Origin of the sequence: Shuttleworthella sp. MSX8B, assembly GCF_000524295.1 — a bacterium.
GTDB classification, from domain to species: domain Bacteria; phylum Bacillota; class Clostridia; order Lachnospirales; family Lachnospiraceae; genus Shuttleworthia; species Shuttleworthia satelles.
The window spans coordinates 40,762-59,228 of the sequence record NZ_JAQT01000009.1 but is presented as its reverse complement, the minus strand read 5'-3'; the positions used below and the strand labels follow the sequence as shown (position 1 = coordinate 59,228).

Below are 18,467 nucleotides of genomic sequence, written 5' to 3'. Positions count from 1 at the left end.
GAAGCAGTTAATATAGATTACTTGATTTTATATCACTCCCTTTTTTGTATGTATATGTTAATTACCGCGCTTTCTACTCATCTTTTGTTTTTCCCTTTTTTGAGATACGATATCTTATGATAATAATTACGATACTTAATGGTAGATAGGTTAGCCAGAAGGTCATTATGGTATAGTCTGTCATAAGTGACCAGATACTCCTAGTCATTCCCGTAAAATATTTAATCAAATAGAATCCGACAATCTGTGCGCATAAAATAAGCAATATACGTCCTATTAGCTTCTTTAACTCAGCTTTTACATCCATCAATGACCATTCCCCCATCGCTTACTAAATGTCCAGGATCCTACACATTGTGTTTGTGTGAAGCAGTTAATGTAGATTAATTGATTTTATATCACTCCCCTTTCTTTATATGTGAATTACTGATATAAATATCTCTTTATCAAAAAATAACATCTCAAATAAAAATAATCAAGAGGGTTTGAAAAAAGAATGAACATTTATCGAAGAGATCATAAACTGTCATGTGCTAGGTGCTATAAGTTAGTTGAAGAGATTATGGGAAAACCTATTTCGAACAAGGTCCTGTCACAAATCCTCAATTTCAACCTCTCTCCCATCGGTCCAGATCCGCTCCAGGTCGTAGAAGAGACGGTCCTCCTCAGAGAAGATGTGGACGATGAAATCCCCATAATCCATCAGAATCCAGGTGGAATTGCGGTTTCCCTCGACCTTGGGCTGAGCCATGCCGATTTCTCTCATCTTCTGTCCGACAGAATCCTCCATGGCCTGCAGCTGGCTCTGATTGCTGCCGCTTGCCACGATAAAATAGTCGGCAATGGTAGAGATACCGCGAATATCAATGATACGGATATCCTCTGCCTTTTTCGCTTCCAAAGCCTGAAATGCCACTTTTACCTGCTCTTCTATTGTCATGATTGAAATCTCCTTGTCTGAATGATGTCTCGATAGGAATCGAGAGTCTGTCTGCTGCTTACATCGATCTCTGCCCCGGATGCCTCCAGAAACGCGATGGTATCCTCCAGAATCAGAGTCACTGCCAGGTCCAGGTCGTAAAAGGCAAGCTGTCTGATGTCGGACAGGTGAGGAGCCCGGTCCCGTCCCGGCTCAATATAGTCGGCCACAAAGATGATCTTGTCTAAAAGCCCCATGGCAGGACTTCCGGTCGTGTGCAGGCGAATGGCCCGAAGGACAGCCGGGTCCTGCACTCCATAGATCTCCTCGGCAAAAAGAGCGCCAACCTTCGCGTGAAGCAGCTGAGGTGCCTTCTCTTCTCCCGGACTGATCAAAAGCCCGCGCTTTTTGGCGATTTCTATCAGCTGATCATTGGACAGGTATTTGGCACAGTCATGCAGAAGCCCCGCGATCTGCGCTCTTGTCATGGGGTAGCTGTGGGCCATGGACAGAGCGCATGCCGTGTGCATAACTCCCAGGGTATGAGCATAGCGATGGGGACTGAGCAGGCCTTGCAGAGACTTCTCAATGGCCACGATATCATACCCTGTGACGTTCTGGTAGAGAGCGTGTGTTCGGATGTAATCGACAACCTTAGACGGCGTATAAGCAGAGATATCCTCTTTTTCTGCGACCATCCGGCGAATCTGTGTCGAGGAGATGTCCATCTGCCCGCAGTCAAGAATATGAAAGGAGCCCTGATATGTGTCAGACAGCCGCTTGATCTTTTCCTGTAAATCTTTCCGGCGCAGCCTGCTCTCTTCCACCTGGAAGCTTTCTGCCTGGAGACTTCTCAACTGGTTTTTTCCTGTCCGTGAACTTTCCAATTGAGAACTTCCTGTCCCAGAACTTTTCGGGGCCTTTGCCGGTCCGGCGCCGTGAGAAAGTCCAGCCTGGGATTTTGTCCCGGCAAAAGAATCCTGCGCCCCTGTGGCAGCTCCCGTTTCCTTCTCTACTCTTCTGGTCAGCGCGGCCGCCTGGTCCCGGCTGATCTGCTGCGAAACAGTGATCGCGTGCAGGGTTTCTTCCGGACTTCGGCAGGCAATGAGAATGGTCGCCATGGCACAGATCCGCTCCGGGTGGACCCAGCTGAAGAAGAGGTCCAAAGAATCCTCTCCAATGATGTAATAGAAGCTGTCGTCAGAAAAACGCTGACGCAATTCCTTCAGACTGAGATAGGTGTAGGATTTCCCGGACCGGCGAATCTCCAGGTCGCTGACCTTTACCCCTCGCATTCCCTGAACCGCCAGTTGACACATGTGAAGGCGGTCATAGCGCCCAAGAGAATCTGTAATCCCTTTGTGGGGCGACTCCCCTGTCGGCATCAGCCAGACCTCGTCCAGGTCAAACTGCTCTCTGGCCTGACGGATGATATTCAGATGGCCATTGTGAATGGGATTGAAGGTTCCTCCCATAATTCCAATCCTGCGCGTCATACATGACTCCGATCTGAAGACTTCTTCTCCGCGACAACAGCCGGTTGCTCTGTCCAAATTTGTGATAACAGGAATCTCATCCTGTCAGTCAGCTGATATTCACCTGGGCAGCTCAATCTTTGGCTTTTTGGCCGGGCGGTAGAGAATGATGATTTTTCCGATTACCCTCACGACAAGAGAGTGACTCCTTTCCGCCAGGATATTGGCAAGCTCCTTGGGGTCATCGAAGCAGTTCTTTAACACGTGAATTTTGATCAGCTCTCTGGCCTCCAGGGCCTCATCAACAGAGTTTACAATTTCCGGGGTTACTGAAGATTTGCCGATCTGCAGGATTGCGTTCAGAGGGTTCGCCATGGAGGACAGATAGGCCCTCTGCTTGTTGGTCAATGTCAGCATAGTCACTCCTTATAGTAGTCAAATGTCAGCCCATACATGCGAACCGTATCTCCGTCCTTAATTCCCTTGGACTCAAGATCCTTGAGGATCCCCTCTTTCTTCAGGAACTGCTGGAAGAAGACGAAACCGCGCTCTGACTCGAGATTCGTGTAACCGAGCATTTTGTCAATCTTTGGCCCCTCAACGACATACTCTCCGTCCGCGTTGATCTCAATACTGTAGGGCTCGTCTGCGCGTATCAGGTCGTTGGGGTCGAACTCAGCATCGTAGACGACAGGTTCTTTGGGGAGGGAGGATAAGAGCTCTGATACCCTGTAGAGCAGTTCTTTTACACCCCGGCCTGTCACAGCGGAGATTCCATACACTTCGATTCCTTCCGAAGAAAATGCCTCCCGCAATCTAGTCAGAACCTCTTCTCCGCCATCCGGGCAGAGGTCCAGCTTGTTGGCGGCAATGATCTGAGGTTTCTTAAGCAGCTTAGAATGATAGGATTCCAGCTCATGGTTGATGGCCCTGATATCTTCGACCGGATCCCGCCCCTCCACAGAGGCCGCATCGACAAGGTGGACAATCAGCTTGGTCCGTTCGATATGACGAAGGAACTGGTGACCCAGCCCCAGTCCCTCAGAGGCTCCCTCAATCAGACCCGGAATATCAGCGATCACGAAACCGGAGGCCCCCTCCAGATCGACGACGCCCAAATTAGGATTTAGGGTGGTGAAATGGTAGTTGGCGATCTTGGGCCGGGCATTGGTCGCCCGGCTTAAGAATGTGGATTTGCCCACATTTGGGAATCCGACCAGGCCGACGTCTGCAATTACTTTGAGCTCCAGGATCACTTCAATTTCAACGGCATCCTGTCCTGGCTTGGCGAATTTGGGCGCCTGCATGGTAGATGTGGCAAAATGCATATTGCCAAGTCCGCCATTTCCGCCCCTCAGAACGACCATACGCCGGTTATCTCCGGACATGTCCGCAATCACCTGTCCGGTCTCCGCAGACTTGACAATGGTGCCCTCGGGAACCTTGAGGACAATGTCCTGTCCATTCCTGCCGTGGCACCGCCTCTTGCCGCCCTCTTCTCCGTTGCCGGCCGCAAACTTGTGTCTGTGACGATAATTGTAGAGAGTGTTCATTCCGTCATCCACCTCAAAGATGACGTCTCCCCCCTTGCCTCCGTCGCCGCCGTCAGGCCCTCCGTCGGGTACGAACTTCTCTCTGCGAAAACTGACATGCCCGTCTCCCCCCTTGCCGGAAGCGATCCATATCTTAGCGCGATCTGCAAACATAATTATCCTCCACTTATCCAAGGGAATCGAGGAATCTTATCTTATGAGATTCCCTGATCCCCATAAAGCGTCAATCACTGCACCGTGCAGGAGCATCATAGCCTATCCGACCGGATAGAACAAGAAAGTCCTGAAAGAAAAAACCACCCCGGATCGCATCTGCAAACTCCAGGCAAGTGCAAAACAGGGTGGTTGATTTTATTCTGACAAAAATGCCCCTTTATTCCGCGTCCGCAACGGGATAGACAGAAGCGACCTTCTTGTCTCTTCCCTTGCGCTCGAAGCGAAGCACACCGTCAACCTTGGCGAAAAGAGTGTCATCGCCGCCAATCCCGACATTCAAGCCCGGATGGATCCTGGTGCCGCGCTGTCTGTACAGAATATTCCCGGCCTTTACATGCTGTCCGTCCGCCCTCTTGGCGCCCAGTCTCTTGGACTCGGAATCTCTACCGTTCTTGGTAGAACCCATTCCCTTTTTATGAGCGAAGAACTGAAGATTCATCTCTAACATGGATCACACCTCCTGTGTGTTAAATGAGACATAGGTCTCACCATAGCTGTCTATAATTTTTCGGATACCCAGAATCATGGTTTCCATCAACAAATGACTGTCATGGGATACGGTATCTTCAAACTGAAAATCAATCATGCCCCGGCCAGGGTCCTCTCCGATAGAGAAGTGATCCTCAGTAAAGGTCTCAATCGCATTGATGGTATTGAGCACAAGCGCCGAAACCGCTGCACAGACGACATCATCTGTGTCGGCGTAGCCCGCATGCCCCAGCAGATAGAGTCTGCGAAACTCGCCCTTTTCCTTTGTGACAGTAACAGAAATCATGGCAGTCAGCCATTGATCTTGTCGATCTTAACCTGCGTGAATGACTGTCTGTGACCATTTTTCTTGTGGTAGCCGGTCTTTCTCTTGAACTTGTAGACAATCACCTTACGAGCGCGTCCGTTGCGAACGACAGAGGCCTCCACGCTGGCGCCGTCAACTGTAGGACTGCCAACCTTTAGCCCGTCATTGCTGACTGCTAAAACCTGGTCGAAGGTCACCTTCTCGCCCTCCTCGGCACCGAGCTTCTCAATGCTGATGACGTCTCCCTCAGATACCTTGTACTGCTTACCACCGGTAGCAATAATTGCGTACATGTCTGTACCTCCTCAACATACGCCAGTTTTGGTGTCCCGGGACCATCCCGGAATCTTCATACCTAACTGCGCGACATACCCGATTATATTAGCATCACAGAAAATCGCTGTCAAGCTGGCAGTCGATCTGATCGCAGACAGGTGGCCGATGGATCCGATCATAGAGTGGACTGCAACCGAACTTACGAATCGACTAACGGACGATTCGGTAGTAGATGCGGCTTGTAAGGAAGAAAATCAGCAGGTAGACCAGGGCGAATATCCCTGTCACAATTCCAAGTCGAATCATGTAGTAGGTCATATTGCTCACGCCAAAGAGGATCAGAATGTTGGACATGATCTTACCGGCCGCAAGGCAGTGAACGATTGCCACCGCAAGAGGGGCGAAGAAAAGCCATACGATCTGACTGGCCGCGGTTCTGCGGATCAGGGCATCCGGGAGTCCCACCTGTTTCATGATCTGATACTTTTCGCGGTCCTCATAGGCCTCGTTGACCTGCTTGTAATAGGTGACAAGAACCGTTCCGATCAAGAAAACCAGGCCGACCACAAGCCCCAGGAAGAGGAAGCCTCCGTTGAGGGAATAGACTTCATTTCTCGCCTCTGTTTCATTGATTGCCACAAAGTTATCGTGATTCATACTCTTAACTGCCCGGTTTAGAGCCTCGGATTGATCGGCTGCATTCCAAGCGTAATAGGAATTTGTAATTGTCCCCATCCCCATTTCGTCAGGCGCCTGCAGCAGGTCAGATACCTCCAGCATGGTTTTTTGATCCGGCAGAACCAAAAAGATATAGTCCACATTGAAGTTAGACGAAACCATGGTCTTTCCCTTGCTGAGCTGGTAGGTCTTATCCCCTATCTTCAAGCTCTTGATGTTTGACACGCTGTCCCGGTTACTATAGATCAAAGCCTGTCCCTGACTGAGTTTGACATCAGTTCCAAAATACCGGTTATATTCGTCAAGACTTCCCAAAACGGCAAAGCCGGTCTTAAAGCCGTCTTTGGGATTCATCAGATCCTTCTCTTTCCTGGAAACATACTTTATCTCCTGACTGGAATATAAGACGGCACTTGTCAATTGGGTAATACTGATTCCGTCCTTGACCTTCGTATAGGCTTCTGTCGTCTGACGGGCTTTCTCCTCTACTTCGCCTGCCCATTGTTGAAGCTCATCCGTACTTGGAGACTGTTCCGTATTTTGAATGGAGTAGAGCTCATAGTAGCGGTTATGCAGGAGTCCATCTACCGTTTTCTCCATGTTGGAGTACATGACAAAGACCGTTGACAGGGTCAGAATGACCCCGCAGGCCATAATCGCCATCGAGGCAAGCCCGACCGCGTGAGACTTCATGCGGTAGAGAAGACCTGAAATGTTTAGAAAATTCCTGGCCTTATAGTAAGACTTCCTCTTTCGCCGGTACTTGAGATAGATCACAGAAAAAGAGATAAAGAGGCAGTAGGTAGCCAGGGCAACCGCCAGAACAGCAAAGACGATTTTGCTTATGGCGGATAAGAGCCCTTCTACATGCATGGCCTGATAATAGCCATAGCTTAAGGCAGCCAGACCGATAACCAGGAGCACCCAGTTGGATCTCGGTTCCTTTTCACCTTTCTTCTCTCCTGTCAACAGGGCAAGAGGAGCCTTGGAGCGGATCTTGCTGCAGTTGATGACAAAGAGGACAAAAAAGAAGGCCAGCTCGAATCCCGCCGTCATAAGAAAGGCCTGTGCGGAGAATGGGTAGTTCATCAGCTTGACCCCGGAATCATGGAGCAGCTCATTGAGTCCGGCAAAGATCAGCTTGCCGAAGATGAAGCCACCAATGGTGCTGATTATGGTCATAAAAGCAAAGAGAATCAAGAGCTCGATGAAGAGGATTCGGCGGATATGCCGTTTCTCCAGGCCCAGAATGGAATAGAGGGCCAGCTCCTGCTTCCTTCGACTCATGAGAAAGCGATTGGAATAGAGGACAAAAACACCGGCCAGAATCAAGATCAGCCAAGACCCGTATTGAATGAAAGTGATCAGGTCTTTATGCCTGGTCAGAACATATTGATTGGACTGCAGGGACACCATGACATTGTAGAGAAGAAACATAATGCCGTTGGAAATGACAAAGGGAATATTGACCAGGCGGTTTGCCCGGATGTTTTTGAGAGCGAAACGGGCTGCGATGGTAGTCATGCCAGCACCTTCTTTCTGAGGACTGTCTGGGCCTGATGGATGCGCTCCATAAAGGCCTCCTGATCTTCCTCCCCCCGGTAGAGCTCATGGAAGACAATCCCATCCTTGATAAAGAGAACCCGCCTGGCGTAAGAAGCTGAGCGCAGGGAGTGGGTTACCATGAGGATGGTCTGAGCATTTTCATTGATTCTGGTAAAGAGTCTCATGATCGCGTCAGCAGAAGCGGAATCCAGGCTTCCGGTCGGCTCGTCTGCAAGGAGCAGGGCTGGCTTTGTAATGATCGCTCTTGCCGTGGCAATGCGCTGTTTCTGGCCGCCGGAAATCTCATAGGGATATTTGTCTACAAAATCTCCGATCATGAGCTGATCCTGAATCTCCGCCAGGCGGCTTTTCATCTCCTCTGCCCTGACGCCTGAGAGAACCAGGGGAAGATAGATATTGTCCCGGTTGGTAAACTGATCCAGGAGGTTAAAGGTCTGGAAGACAAATCCGAGCTCATTGCGACGGAAGGCGGCGATGTCCTTCTCCTTGAGATGGGCCAGATTCTGTCCCTCGAGGATAATACTGCCGGACGTGGGCTGGTCTAAGGTGGCAACCAGATTTAAAAGAGTCGTTTTCCCGGATCCGGACTCGCCCATAATCGCGATGAACTCGCCCTCGTCGACGGAGAAATTGACCCCCTTCAGGGCCTGGGTCTCGATGCCTCTGGACCGGTAGGTCTTCTTTACATCCTGCAGCTCCAGTATTTTCATGGGATACCTCCTCTGATATCGTTTCAATCTCATTTCGGTCTGATGTGTGCGCTCAAAAATCAGAAGGATCGTTTCGATCGATCATCCGATTCGCTATCATCATAGACCTATCCGGTCGGGCAGGCATTTATATAAAATAACAGCTTCCTTACAGACCTGTAAGGAAGCTGTGAAAATCCTCTCTTACCCGGCCAAATGCCTGAGGAAATGATATGGGCAGCTTGCTTTTTCTCTCACGAGGCGAAAGATAGATCCGAGCAAGGCAAAAGATGGATCCGATCAAGACGAAAGGTGGATCCGATCAAGGCGAAAGGTGGATTCGATCCATGGAAAAGCTGGATTGAATCAGGGAAAGAGCACTGTAAAACAGCTCCCCTCTCCCACTTTGGATTCGACAGCAATTTTAAGCGATAATTTCCTGGCAATCGTGTCTACAAGAAAGAGTCCCAGACCGGAGGACTTATCTGTTGCGCGTCCGTTAAAACCGGAATAGCCCCTGTCGAAGATTTTGGGCAGGTCCTGTGCGGGAATCCCGGCGCCGGTGTCTTCAACTAGCAAGGCTTTCTTGCCCAGATCATAGCGAATCAAGATCTTTCCCCCGCGCGTGTACTTGACCGCGTTTGAGATGAGCTGCTCCACAAGAACAGACAAACTGCGGGCATCGGACAGAACATAGGCGGACCTGGGAATGTCAATCTCAATCCGATCGTCGTTTTCCACGAAAAGGAGAGAGTAGCGCTTTAAAATCTCTGTCACAAGCGGCTTCAGCTTCACCCTGGTCAGATCCATGTCATTGGAATCTTGCATAAGCTTCAGATAGGACATGGCCATATTGGCGTATCCGTTGATCTCCATCAGGCGGGATTTGATTCGAATGGCGTTGCTGTCACAGGACATAGAATCGGATTCCAGAAGCAGGGAGGCTGCTGTGATCGGCGTCTTCATCTGGTGCATCCAGAGAAGGAAATAGTCCTCCAGATCTTTCTGCCTCTGCAGGGTCTCCTCTTCCAATTGACGCTTTTCTTTCGTAATCCTCTCCAGTTCCCTGCTCAAGTCCGTCCGGCGTCTGACATGATAGCTGGCAAAGACAAGGTAAATCAGCCAGGAGAAGACAATAATCTGTATGCAGAGAATCATATAAGAGTTCTCCATTCCGCCAAGCATAGAAATGGTGGCAAGGAGAATTACAACCAAAAGCAAGCTTGTCGTGACCGGAAGAATTTCACGGAGAAAATCGAGGATTTCTTTCTTGTCAGGCATTATGTTTCCTCCGACAGGCAGTAGCCGATTCCCTTTTTGGTTTCGATCAGATTTTCCAGGCCGATTTCCCTTAATTTTTTGCGGAGTCTGGAGATATTGACCGCCAGGGTGTTGTCGTCAATAAAGTTCTCGCTCTGCCAGCAGTGGTCGATCAGGGCTTCCCGGCTGATCACCTTTCCCCGGCCGACAAAGAGGGGTTCTAAGATCAAAAGCTCTGTCCGGGTCAGATCCAGCTGTCGATCCCGAAAGTAAATCGCGGTCTTGGCAAGGTCCAGTTTCACCCCATTCCAGACGAGCTCATTGGCATTTTGCCCGAACTCGTAGGATCGACGGAGAAGGGCGTCGATCTTGGCGCGCACCACTTCTAGGGAGACCGGCTTGGTCACATAGTCGTCCGCCCCCATCTGCATGCCCTGGATCAGATCCATATCATCAGACTTAGAGCTCAGAATTAATATGGGCAGAGTCGAGAAGGCGCGGATCTGCTGACACCAGTAGAAACCGTTATAAGAGGGGAGCACGACATCCATGATGACCAGATCCGGCGCCGCTTCCCTGACCTCCTGGGCAACCCTGGTGAAATCGCGGACACATGTCACCTTATGGCCCCAGCTGGTCAGATATTCTTCCAGAGACTTAGCGATGATCTCATCGTCCTCGACAAGAAATAAATTCATATCAGATCATTCCTTCCCATATTCCATGACCGTCTTTGCGGTCGTCTCGCTGTCATGAGCGCAAGCCGGCTTCTATATAAAATGCAGGGTTTTTCCCCGAGCGTAAGCAGTTTTTTCGTCCCGAGCGTAAGCAGTCCAGTTGATGCGGGCCCACAAATCGCATTATGATGAGAGAATCTGCTTTAATGACGCGTATTTCTTCTGCCTGGTTATCTCCACCAGGCCCAAAGCGGTGACGTCAACCAGACTCACCCCCTGGGGATCCCTCTTGCAGCAGGAGGACAAATGTTCCATCACCCGGGTCAGATCTCTCTTGTCTCTCATATTGATAAAATCAATGATGATAATTCCCGACAGATTTCGAAGCCGCATCTGTCGGGCGATCTCCTCCGCCGCCTGAAGATTGCAGGTCAGGACGGCGTCCCGCTTCCCGCCACCCGCCTTCATCTTGCCGGTATTGATATCGATCACATTCAAAGCTTCCGTCTGTTCAATGACGATATTGCCCCCGCAGGGAAGCCAGACAGTTCTTGAACTGATTTCTTTCATCAGTCGGGTCAGATTGCGCAGCTGATAGAGGGGGTATTCGTCCCGGTAGGCGTGAAAGAGGGGAGCATAGTCTGCCAGTCGACTGTCGACTCGCCTGGTTCTTAAGAATCCTTTTAATCCCTGCCTGTGAAGGCTATTATCTCTTTCTCCCGCAAAGGAGGCAATCACCTCCTCTAAATCACTGGTGATGGACGCGATCTGCCCGGCGGGATAGGTCATCAGCCGCTCCATCCAAAGAGGCTGACCAGGCTGAAAGACCGTAAAAAGCGCCTGCTGACCGATGGTCTCCTGAAAGTCCTCCATTTGCTCAACGAGAGCTTCGACCTGCCCGGACAACTCCTCCTCTCCTAAAGAGGCTGCAGACGTCCGCAGGGTCAAATGATAGTTTTCCCCCTGGCAGGCTGACAGAAAATCTCTGAGACGTCTTCGGTCCTGTCCGCTGATCTTCCTGGAGATACCGGATTCTCCCGATCCCAAATGCGCAATGACGTCGGCGGATTTAAAGACGATATCACTGCTCCCTATGGCGTCCTTGCTCTTGATGGGGTCGGCGACAATCTGCAGGAGGATTTCGTCACCTCCGTGAATCCCCTCGGATTTGGACTGTCTGCGCACATAATTGAGTTCATCCGGACTCTTCACGGGGAGAAAGACTTTTTTCTGGTCTGCGATATCGACAAAGGCGGCATGCAGGGAGGGCAGATATTTTTGAATCCGTCCAATGTGAATCTGTCCGACCATGCTGGGTCTGGCCAGGTTCTCCACCTGCAGCTCAATGGCCTGTCCGTCCCCGGTCCGAACAAGAAAAAGCCCGATCTCTATGTCCTTCCAGGGCATCCGGGTAATGCATATCTCAAGTTGTTCCTGCTCTGAAATTTCCGGCATCCTGTATCCTCATCAAGTTTCCCATCAAATCCTCATCAGATCCTCATCAGATCCCCATCAAAGCCTTATCAGATTAGACACGCCAATCAAAAAATTTCCTCCCCCACATCCTCCAGGGAGACAAATTGTCCATCCACCCTGGTGAACATATCTTCCCGGTAGACGCGGATAGCATATTCCTGAGGATCCAGCCCCAGGAAGCGATGGAAATGTTCCATGACCAGATCCGGCTTGATATTATCCGTCGAACCGGAGGACAGCATGATGCGGTGGCAGACAGGGCCGCATTCTTCGTCCGCTGGATCCGCCGGACAGGCTTGATTTCCCGGGATAAAAGGCTCAATCTCCCAGCGGTAGATCAGGGGCTTGAGATCAAGCGAGCGCTCGGATTTTTTGGTCTTCTTGACAATTGTAATATGTTCTGTCCGATCATAGAAGTCCTCCCTGGCATCGATCAGCTCCCTCAGCTGAAGAGGCGCCTTGCCCCTGCGATAGGTCAGGCGGTAGCTGGAGGCCTCCACAGACGCCATGGCGTTTTTCGCGTTCTCGGGCAGCCGGCGAAGAGAATGAATCACCATCCCGTCCACCATAGTCTCCCCCAGCGCCTTCATAGCGGAAAGCCCATCCAGACCCTCTTCCGTCTCAATATCCATGTACTCCCCATCGGAAGTAATGCCGAGGCCCAGGGGCTCCGCAAAGGACATAATGGGATGAGGGTGGTAGCCCTGAGAGAACTTCATGGGAATGCGGGCCCTTCGCATGGCCTTCTGGAAATAGCGCATGATATCCAGGTGCCCGATGTATTTCATAGCTCCATGTTTACCGAAGCGGATTCTGATTTTCAAAGCACACCCCTCCCCCCATCGATCTCATACCGCAGCCGGAGCACTGGTCCCTGCAGTTTGGCGTCAGTTTACCCGCCATGGCATTCTTCCACTCCCGCTCCAAAAAGGGACGGGTCAGGCCGCAGTCGATGAAGTCCCAGGGGAAGATTTCGTCGAGGGGGCGCTGACGATAGGCATAGAAATCAGCGGAAATACCGAATCTGTCAAAGGCCTCCTGCCAGACCTCATCGTTAAAGTACTCGCTCCAGGCATCGTAGATCTGACCCTTTTGGGTATAGGCCCAGAGGATGGCATCGGCCACCTTGCGGTCCCCTCTGGCGAAAATCCCCTCTAATACGGAGATCTGGGGATGATGCCACTCGTAGTGCAGGCTCTTGCGATTGAGCTGCTCGTGCATGGTGTCTTTGACCAGCCTGGCCCTTCGGATGTAGTCCTCCGGCGGATGCATGGGGGCCCACTGAAAGGGAGTGAATGGCTTTGGGACAAAGAAAGATGTGGACATGGTGATCTGCGCTCTTCCATTTCTCTGGTCTTTGGGGATCTCTTCAAAGTAGAGGGCTGCCAGATCGTTGCCCAGCCGGGGAATGGCCATAATGTCCTCATCAGTCTCCGTGGGCAGGCCCAGCATGAAGTAAAGCTTGAGCTTGTTCCAGCCCCCGTGAAAGGCCTCTTTTGCCCCTGACATAATTTCTTCCAGGCTGATTCCCTTGTTGATGACATCCCGCATTCGCTGGGAACCGGCTTCCGGGGCAAAGGTCACAGAGGACTTGCGGACATCTTGAATCTTTGACATGACGTCTAAGGAGAAGGCGTCAATGCGGAGGGAGGGCAGGGAGATATTGATCTTCTCCCGGTCGCATTTGTCAATCAGATAGTCCAGAAAATCGGACAGGCCCCGATAATCGGAGGAGGACAGAGAGGACAGAGAAATCTCGTCATAGCCGGAGGAGGAAAGCATCTCCTCCACATAGGATTTCAACGTCGCAAGGCTCTTCTCCCTGGTCGGCCGGTAGACCATGCCGGCCTGGCAGAAACGGCAGCCGCGGATGCAGCCCCGCATAATCTCAATGACCACACGATCCTGCACCGAGCGGACAAAGGGGACGATCGGGTGAACCGGATACGTCGCGTGGTCCATGTCCATCATGACCTGCCTGCGCACCCGACTTGGAATGTCATCGTATTTGACCTCCCAGTCCTCAAGCGTACCGTCCTCCTGATAGACCGGCGTAAAGAAGGCAGGGACATAGACCCCGGGAAATTTGGCCGCCTCATGCAAAAAGTCCTCTCGGCTGTAGACCCCCTCCTTTTTCATGCGCTCATAGAGGCGGACGACGTCAACATTGTTGACCTCCCCTTCTCCCAGGAAGAACATGTCAAAAAAAGGGGCGATGGGCTCCGGATTATAGGTGCAGGGGCCGCCTCCGACGACGATGGGATCTTCCTCGCCGCGGTCTTTAGCTAAAAGGGGAATCTGACTCAAATCCAGGATCTGCAGGATGTTGGTGTAACACATCTCATACTGGATGGTGATGCCAAGGAAGTCCTTGTCCCTGACTGCTGTCTGGGTCTCTAAGGTAAAGAGGGGAATATTCCTCTCCTTCATGATCTTGTGCAAGTCCGGCCAGGGGGAGTAGAGGCGCTCGCAGTAGATCCCCTCCTCCCTGTTGTACATATCGTACAGAATCTGAATGCCCTGGTGGGACATTCCCACCTCGTAGACGTCAGGGAAGCACATGACAAAAGAGACAGCGACCTCAGAGGGATCCTTCATGACGCTGTTTAATTCATTGCCGATATAGCGGGCGGGCTTATCCACCTGCATCAAAATATCCTCTGAGAGAGCAAGTTTTCTCATAGATTCTCCTGGTCAACAGACTTTTGGTCCAGCCCATCTGCGCTGACAATGGGATTGTGAAAACAGGAATGAGCGCCGGTATGGCAGGCGATTCCTCCAATCTGATGCACTGTCGCAAGAATAGTGTCGTAGTCGCAATCAGCGATCAGAGAGACCACCTCCTGCCTGTGTCCGGAGGTCAAGCCCTTGGTCCAGAGCTCAGTTCTGGAGCGGGACCAGTAGGTCATGAGACCTGTCTCCACAGTCTTCAAAAAGGCCTCCTCATTCATATAGGCCAGCATCAGTACGTCCTTGCTGCCCTCTTCCTGCACAATCACAGGGACCATGCCGTCTGCGTTGCGCTTGAGATCAGACCACTGCAGACGGGGCTGGTGGAAAGAAAATTGTCCGGACTTATCTTGTGTAATTGCTCTCTGATCCATGGGATATCCTTATCTTATCTGCTTTCTCGTTCCTCATCCTGCTGACTCTTTCAATTATTCGCTTTTGTACTCATGAAAAAAGCAAGAAGCTGAACCCCACAGGAATTCATCTCCTTGCATTTTACTTGATCCTGAAACGGTTTTCACCTTCGGAGTATTTTCCTCCGTCAGCGATCGTCTTTCGTGCCGATCAGCGCTCCGGCGCCGACAAAGAAAACGGTTACAAGAACAAAGGCAAATAATGTAGACATCCCGTCACCCCCCTGACATGATTGTCGATTGATTCCCCCAATGAACTTTACTCAGACATTATAGCAAAAGAATCCAAGTTCGGCGAGTGTTCTTTCTTTCACCCCGTCAAAGCCTGACGTGTGTAGCACGATAATGATATCTAATCTTCTTTATAACAGATAATATATGCTTTTATATTGTCACTTCCTTCATATAAAGTTAAAGGAATTGTCAAAATATCAGTTCCAGTACTAGCTGTATTATAATCTTTTCTTTCTTCTGGAGGATACGGATACATTGCTACTGTATAGGTATGTCCTTCCTCCAAATAAAGATCGAACTGTAATTTTTCAGTTTTTAAATTCCTTGTTTTCCCTAAAAATATATCTGTTGACTCAAAAATACCTTCAAAAGAATGATTCCCCGCGGATAATGCCAGAATTTTTTCTAGATTTTCACCAGAAACAGGGTTGAAAGCAGAAATATCCTGATTATCTATCTTGATTTTTCGGCAATATAAGTGAACAATCGCTTTATCTTTATTATTTTCAAGATAAGAAGAGGCTTTTGCTTTATTCTTTTTACCTATCAGCATAAATAAAATAAAAAGTATCAGCCACACAAGTGCAACAATTGAAACAATTAAAATAGTCTGGTTCATAAATTCACCCCCTGCTTTCTTGTTTAGAAAATATTCTAATTAATTTTCAAAAAATATTTTTATTAATTGTATACTTTTATTAAAATAATAACAAGCTATTGATGCCGTCATATTTTCCCCTTGGTGGACAGGACATCTTCAATTCTGGGATCAAAGGAGACCGCCTGATCCAGGGCCTTGGCAAAGGCCTTGAAAATCGCCTCGATCATGTGATGACAGTTTCCCTCCGTCAGCATCTTCACGTGCAGGTTCATCATAGCCGAGTAGGAAAGGGCGTAAAAGAACTCCCTCACCATCTCCGTGTCCATCTGCCCTACCATGGGGGCGTAAAAGACGGGATCGAACTGCAGATAGGGGCGGCCGGACAGGTCAACAGCAGACAGAACCAGGACCTCATCCATGGGCAGGATACAGGAACCATAGCGGCGAATCCCCCTCTTGTCTCCCAGAGCCTGTCGGATGACCCTGCCCAGGACAATGCCGGTGTCCTCGATGGTGTGGTGGCAGTCCACACCCAGGTCTCCCTTGACCTGAACTTTCAGGTCAAAAAACCCGTGGCGGGCAAAGCCCTCCAACATGTGATCGAAAAAGCCGATGCCGCTGTCAATTTCAGATTGACCGGATCCGTCCAGATTGATTGTGATTTCGATCTCCGTCTCCCTGGTTTTGCGGCTTACGCTTGCGATTCTGTCCTGAGCCATATTCTACCTCCCTGACGCTGTTTATCTCTTCATCCGGCTTGTCTTTCATCTGCTGATCTTTCGATCCGGCTGTTCTCTCCATACAACTGGTCTCTCTTTTTTCCTGTTCTCTATAAAGTCTTTTCAACGATCTGCTGTGATCTGAATCTTATATCATAGACAGAGCCGGATCAACTTTAGAAGAGATTCAAGTCAACTCTACATTCTCCTCGTCTTCCTCAAAGCGAACACGCACAGAATTGGCGTGACCAGTCAGACCCTCCGCCTCCGCGAACCGGGCCACATCCTGATAAACTCCCAGCAGGGCCTCTTTGGAGTAAGAGATGACAGACGACTTCTTGATGAAGTCGTCGACGGACAGGGCGGAGAAGAACCTGGCTGTACCGTTGGTGGGAAGGACATGGTTGGGCCCGGCCAGGTAATCTCCGATGGGCTCTGAGGAATAGGAGCCAAGGAAGATCGCCCCGGCGTTTTGAATCCTGGTCAGACTCTCCCAGGGATCTCTGGTCACAATCTCCAGGTGCTCCGGAGCGATGGCATTGACGCAGGCGATGGCCTGATCCATATTTTCGGCCAGGAGAACATATCCGTAGTCCTCAAGAGACTTTCGAATGATCTTTCTGCGGGCCAGCTTTTCAGTGAAGTAATCCTCCCAGCGAATCACCTCCTCGGCCACCCTCTCATCGTCTGTCACAAGGATGGCGGAGGCCATGGGGTCGTGTTCCGCCTGAGACAGGAGGTCGGCCGCGACATATCTGGGATTGCAGCTTTGATCGACAAGGGCCATCACCTCAGACGGACCCGCGATTGAATCAATCGAGACGTAACCGAAGACGGCCTTCTTGGCCAAAGCCACGTAAATGTTGCCGGGGCCCACGATCTTGTCTACCTTGGGAATCGTCTCCGTTCCGAAGGCAAGGGCCGCAACCGCCTGAGCCCCGCCCAGCTTGTAAATCCGGCTGACCCCTGCCTCTTTGGCGGCCACCAGAGTGGGGGCATAGACCTTCCCCTCCCTGTCGGGCGGCGTGGTCATGACAATGTCGGGGACGCCTGCCACCCGGGCGGGAATGACATTCATCAGAACAGAGGAGGGATAAGCGGCCCTCCCGCCGGGAACATAGACCCCGACCCGCTCTAAAGCAGTCACTCTCTGGCCTAAAATGACGCCGGGATGATCGGCGTCGAACCAGGACTTCTGACGCTGTTTTTCGTGAAAGGCGCGGATGTTGGCAATCGACTTGCGGATGACGTCTAAGAGAGCGGGATCCACCCTCCGGTAAGCCTCCTCAATCTCCTCCTGACTGACGAGGACAGAGGAGGCGTCCAGCATAATTCCGTCAAATCTGGCCGTATAGTCAAAGAGAGCCGAGTCCCCCCTTTCCCGAACCTGGTCGATGATCTCCTGCACGCTTTTCTCAAACTGATGATAAGAGCTTGGGCTTCTCTTTAAGAGCTGGTCTAAAATATTGGCGATACTGCTGTCATTTAATTTTGTGATCTTCATGCTCCCTCCTGACTCGCCCTCTTAAGCGCCTCGATCAAGGCGGTGATGCGCTCGTTCTCCATCTTCATGCTGACCTGGTTGACGACCATGCGGGCGGACAGGGGCACGACCTCTTCTAAGACAGTCAGTCCGTTCTCACGCAGGGTAGAACCGGTCTCGACAATATCACATATGACCTCCGACAGGCCGACAATGGGAGCCAGTTCGATGGACCCGTTCAGCTTGATAATTTCTACCGTCTGGTGCTTCTTCTTGTAGAAATAGTCCCGGGTGATCTTCGGATACTTGGTTGCCACGCGAATCAACTCCTTATGTCTGAGCTTATCCTTTGCGCAGGAGGGACCGGCGATACACATGCGGCACTTTCCAAATCCCAGATCAAGAACCTCATAGATCTTTCGCCCCTCTTCTAAGATGGTATCCTCGCCAACAATGCCGATGTCGGCAGCTCCATACTCGACATAGGTGGGGACGTCCGGCCCCTTGGAGAGAAAGAAGCGCATCTTATGCGCCTCGTCTACAAAAATCAGTTTTCTGGTCTTTGAATCATCCATCTCCGGACAGAAAATGCCGATTCTTTCGAAGAGCCGCATGGCCTTTTGCGCCAGGCGTCCCTTTCCCAGAGCCACCGTCAAATATCTCTCTTCCGCCATATCTCACCTCGTATGATACCTGATTCAACTGA

19 protein-coding genes are annotated in these 18,467 nt (G+C 50.7%); all 19 read right to left on the bottom strand.

Annotated features, from left to right (window positions below; translation table 11 throughout):
* Positions 1 to 592 precede the first annotated feature (592 nt).
* The 19 genes from rsfS to hisG all read right to left on the bottom strand — a co-directional run bounded on the left by rsfS (position 593) and on the right by hisG (position 18,435).
* Positions 593 to 940, bottom strand: a complete 348-nt coding sequence (rsfS, locus tag HMPREF1508_RS01520) for a ribosome silencing factor (protein WP_044958789.1) — start codon at positions 938 to 940, stop codon at positions 593 to 595.
* A complete protein-coding gene (nadD, locus tag HMPREF1508_RS09850; RefSeq protein WP_084640178.1) occupies positions 937 to 2,415 on the bottom strand; it encodes a nicotinate (nicotinamide) nucleotide adenylyltransferase in 1,479 nt (492 codons plus the stop codon). Before nadD ends, rsfS begins: the two co-directional genes overlap by 4 nt.
* 99 nt (positions 2,416 to 2,514) lie before the next feature.
* Complete coding sequence (yhbY, locus tag HMPREF1508_RS01510; RefSeq protein ID WP_084640193.1) at positions 2,515 to 2,802, bottom strand: ribosome assembly RNA-binding protein YhbY; 288 nt, start codon at positions 2,800 to 2,802, stop codon at positions 2,515 to 2,517.
* A gap of 11 nt (positions 2,803 to 2,813) precedes the next feature.
* Complete coding sequence (obgE, locus tag HMPREF1508_RS01505; RefSeq protein ID WP_044958786.1) at positions 2,814 to 4,100, bottom strand: GTPase ObgE; 1,287 nt, start codon at positions 4,098 to 4,100, stop codon at positions 2,814 to 2,816.
* Between the two features lie 220 nt (positions 4,101 to 4,320).
* Positions 4,321 to 4,611, bottom strand: coding sequence for a 50S ribosomal protein L27 (rpmA, locus tag HMPREF1508_RS01500; RefSeq protein ID WP_006906182.1), 291 nt, complete (start codon positions 4,609 to 4,611; stop codon positions 4,321 to 4,323).
* Positions 4,612 to 4,614: 3 nt separating this feature from the next.
* Entirely contained in the window at positions 4,615 to 4,938 is a 324-nt protein-coding gene (locus HMPREF1508_RS01495; protein ID WP_044958784.1) for a ribosomal-processing cysteine protease Prp, read from the bottom strand.
* Between the two features lie 5 nt (positions 4,939 to 4,943).
* On the bottom strand, positions 4,944 to 5,252 hold the full coding sequence (gene rplU, locus HMPREF1508_RS01490) for a 50S ribosomal protein L21 (RefSeq protein ID WP_006906184.1): 309 nt from the start codon (positions 5,250 to 5,252) through the stop codon (positions 4,944 to 4,946).
* A 193-nt stretch (positions 5,253 to 5,445) separates the two neighbouring features.
* Positions 5,446 to 7,437 (bottom strand): ABC transporter permease, encoded by a 1,992-nt coding sequence (locus HMPREF1508_RS01485; protein ID WP_044958782.1) that lies wholly within the window; start codon positions 7,435 to 7,437, stop codon positions 5,446 to 5,448.
* Positions 7,434 to 8,189 carry an ABC transporter ATP-binding protein gene (locus HMPREF1508_RS01480; protein ID WP_044958779.1) on the bottom strand — a complete coding sequence of 252 codons (756 nt, stop codon included), beginning with the start codon at positions 8,187 to 8,189 and terminating at the stop codon, positions 7,434 to 7,436. Before HMPREF1508_RS01480 ends, HMPREF1508_RS01485 begins: the two co-directional genes overlap by 4 nt.
* A 345-nt stretch (positions 8,190 to 8,534) precedes the next feature.
* A complete protein-coding gene (locus HMPREF1508_RS01475; protein WP_044958777.1) occupies positions 8,535 to 9,449 on the bottom strand; it encodes a sensor histidine kinase in 915 nt (304 codons plus the stop codon).
* Positions 9,449 to 10,126: a response regulator transcription factor gene (locus HMPREF1508_RS01470; RefSeq protein ID WP_006906189.1), complete on the bottom strand. Its 678-nt coding sequence runs from the start codon at positions 10,124 to 10,126 to the stop codon at positions 9,449 to 9,451. The genes HMPREF1508_RS01475 and HMPREF1508_RS01470 overlap by 1 nt, the downstream gene beginning before the upstream one ends.
* 162 nt (positions 10,127 to 10,288) lie before the next feature.
* A complete protein-coding gene (locus HMPREF1508_RS09575; RefSeq protein WP_049906822.1) occupies positions 10,289 to 11,560 on the bottom strand; it encodes a ribonuclease E/G in 1,272 nt (423 codons plus the stop codon).
* Positions 11,561 to 11,646: 86 nt separating this feature from the next.
* Entirely contained in the window at positions 11,647 to 12,405 is a 759-nt protein-coding gene (locus HMPREF1508_RS01460; protein ID WP_049906821.1) for a TIGR03936 family radical SAM-associated protein, read from the bottom strand.
* Positions 12,380 to 14,263: a TIGR03960 family B12-binding radical SAM protein gene (locus tag HMPREF1508_RS01455; protein WP_044958775.1), complete on the bottom strand. Its 1,884-nt coding sequence runs from the start codon at positions 14,261 to 14,263 to the stop codon at positions 12,380 to 12,382. Before HMPREF1508_RS01455 ends, HMPREF1508_RS01460 begins: the two co-directional genes overlap by 26 nt.
* Positions 14,260 to 14,685 (bottom strand): phosphoribosyl-AMP cyclohydrolase, encoded by a 426-nt coding sequence (gene hisI / locus HMPREF1508_RS01450; RefSeq protein WP_044958773.1) that lies wholly within the window; start codon positions 14,683 to 14,685, stop codon positions 14,260 to 14,262. The genes HMPREF1508_RS01455 and hisI overlap by 4 nt, the downstream gene beginning before the upstream one ends.
* 391 nt (positions 14,686 to 15,076) lie before the next feature.
* The gene (locus HMPREF1508_RS01445) at positions 15,077 to 15,577 is read right to left on the bottom strand and encodes a hypothetical protein (protein WP_044958770.1); all 501 of its coding nucleotides are present in this window, start codon (positions 15,575 to 15,577) and stop codon (positions 15,077 to 15,079) included.
* 107 nt (positions 15,578 to 15,684) lie between these two features.
* The gene (gene hisB, locus HMPREF1508_RS01440) at positions 15,685 to 16,278 is read right to left on the bottom strand and encodes an imidazoleglycerol-phosphate dehydratase HisB (RefSeq protein WP_044958768.1); all 594 of its coding nucleotides are present in this window, start codon (positions 16,276 to 16,278) and stop codon (positions 15,685 to 15,687) included.
* Positions 16,279 to 16,465: 187 nt separating this feature from the next.
* Complete coding sequence (gene hisD / locus HMPREF1508_RS01435; protein ID WP_044958766.1) at positions 16,466 to 17,782, bottom strand: histidinol dehydrogenase; 1,317 nt, start codon at positions 17,780 to 17,782, stop codon at positions 16,466 to 16,468.
* Entirely contained in the window at positions 17,779 to 18,435 is a 657-nt protein-coding gene (hisG, locus tag HMPREF1508_RS01430; RefSeq protein ID WP_044958763.1) for an ATP phosphoribosyltransferase, read from the bottom strand. The genes hisD and hisG overlap by 4 nt, the downstream gene beginning before the upstream one ends.
* Positions 18,436 to 18,467 lie beyond the last annotated feature (32 nt).

Excerpts from the sequence above, each read along its gene's own strand:
- nadD (WP_084640178.1), bottom strand. The coding sequence starts at position 2,415 with ATGACGCGCAGGATTGGAATTATGGGAGGAACCTTCAATCCCATTCAC.
- HMPREF1508_RS01470 (WP_006906189.1), bottom strand. The coding sequence starts at position 10,126 with ATGAATTTATTTCTTGTCGAGGACGATGAGATCATCGCTAAGTCTCTG.
- HMPREF1508_RS01480 (WP_044958779.1), bottom strand. The coding sequence starts at position 8,189 with ATGAAAATACTGGAGCTGCAGGATGTAAAGAAGACCTACCGGTCCAGA.
- hisD (WP_044958766.1), bottom strand. The coding sequence starts at position 17,782 with ATGAAGATCACAAAATTAAATGACAGCAGTATCGCCAATATTTTAGAC.
- rsfS (WP_044958789.1), bottom strand. The coding sequence starts at position 940 with ATGACAATAGAAGAGCAGGTAAAAGTGGCATTTCAGGCTTTGGAAGCG.
- rpmA (WP_006906182.1), bottom strand. The coding sequence starts at position 4,611 with ATGTTAGAGATGAATCTTCAGTTCTTCGCTCATAAAAAGGGAATGGGT.
- HMPREF1508_RS01475 (WP_044958777.1), bottom strand. The coding sequence starts at position 9,449 with ATGCCTGACAAGAAAGAAATCCTCGATTTTCTCCGTGAAATTCTTCCG.
- rplU (WP_006906184.1), bottom strand. The coding sequence starts at position 5,252 with ATGTACGCAATTATTGCTACCGGTGGTAAGCAGTACAAGGTATCTGAG.
- hisI (WP_044958773.1), bottom strand. The coding sequence starts at position 14,685 with ATGGATCAGAGAGCAATTACACAAGATAAGTCCGGACAATTTTCTTTC.
- hisB (WP_044958768.1), bottom strand. The coding sequence starts at position 16,278 with ATGGCTCAGGACAGAATCGCAAGCGTAAGCCGCAAAACCAGGGAGACG.
- HMPREF1508_RS01445 (WP_044958770.1), bottom strand. The coding sequence starts at position 15,577 with ATGAACCAGACTATTTTAATTGTTTCAATTGTTGCACTTGTGTGGCTG.
- HMPREF1508_RS01495 (WP_044958784.1), bottom strand. The coding sequence starts at position 4,938 with ATGATTTCTGTTACTGTCACAAAGGAAAAGGGCGAGTTTCGCAGACTC.
- hisG (WP_044958763.1), bottom strand. The coding sequence starts at position 18,435 with ATGGCGGAAGAGAGATATTTGACGGTGGCTCTGGGAAAGGGACGCCTG.
- HMPREF1508_RS01485 (WP_044958782.1), bottom strand. The coding sequence starts at position 7,437 with ATGACTACCATCGCAGCCCGTTTCGCTCTCAAAAACATCCGGGCAAAC.
- HMPREF1508_RS09575 (WP_049906822.1), bottom strand. The coding sequence starts at position 11,560 with ATGCCGGAAATTTCAGAGCAGGAACAACTTGAGATATGCATTACCCGG.
- obgE (WP_044958786.1), bottom strand. The coding sequence starts at position 4,100 with ATGTTTGCAGATCGCGCTAAGATATGGATCGCTTCCGGCAAGGGGGGA.
- HMPREF1508_RS01455 (WP_044958775.1), bottom strand. The coding sequence starts at position 14,263 with ATGAGAAAACTTGCTCTCTCAGAGGATATTTTGATGCAGGTGGATAAG.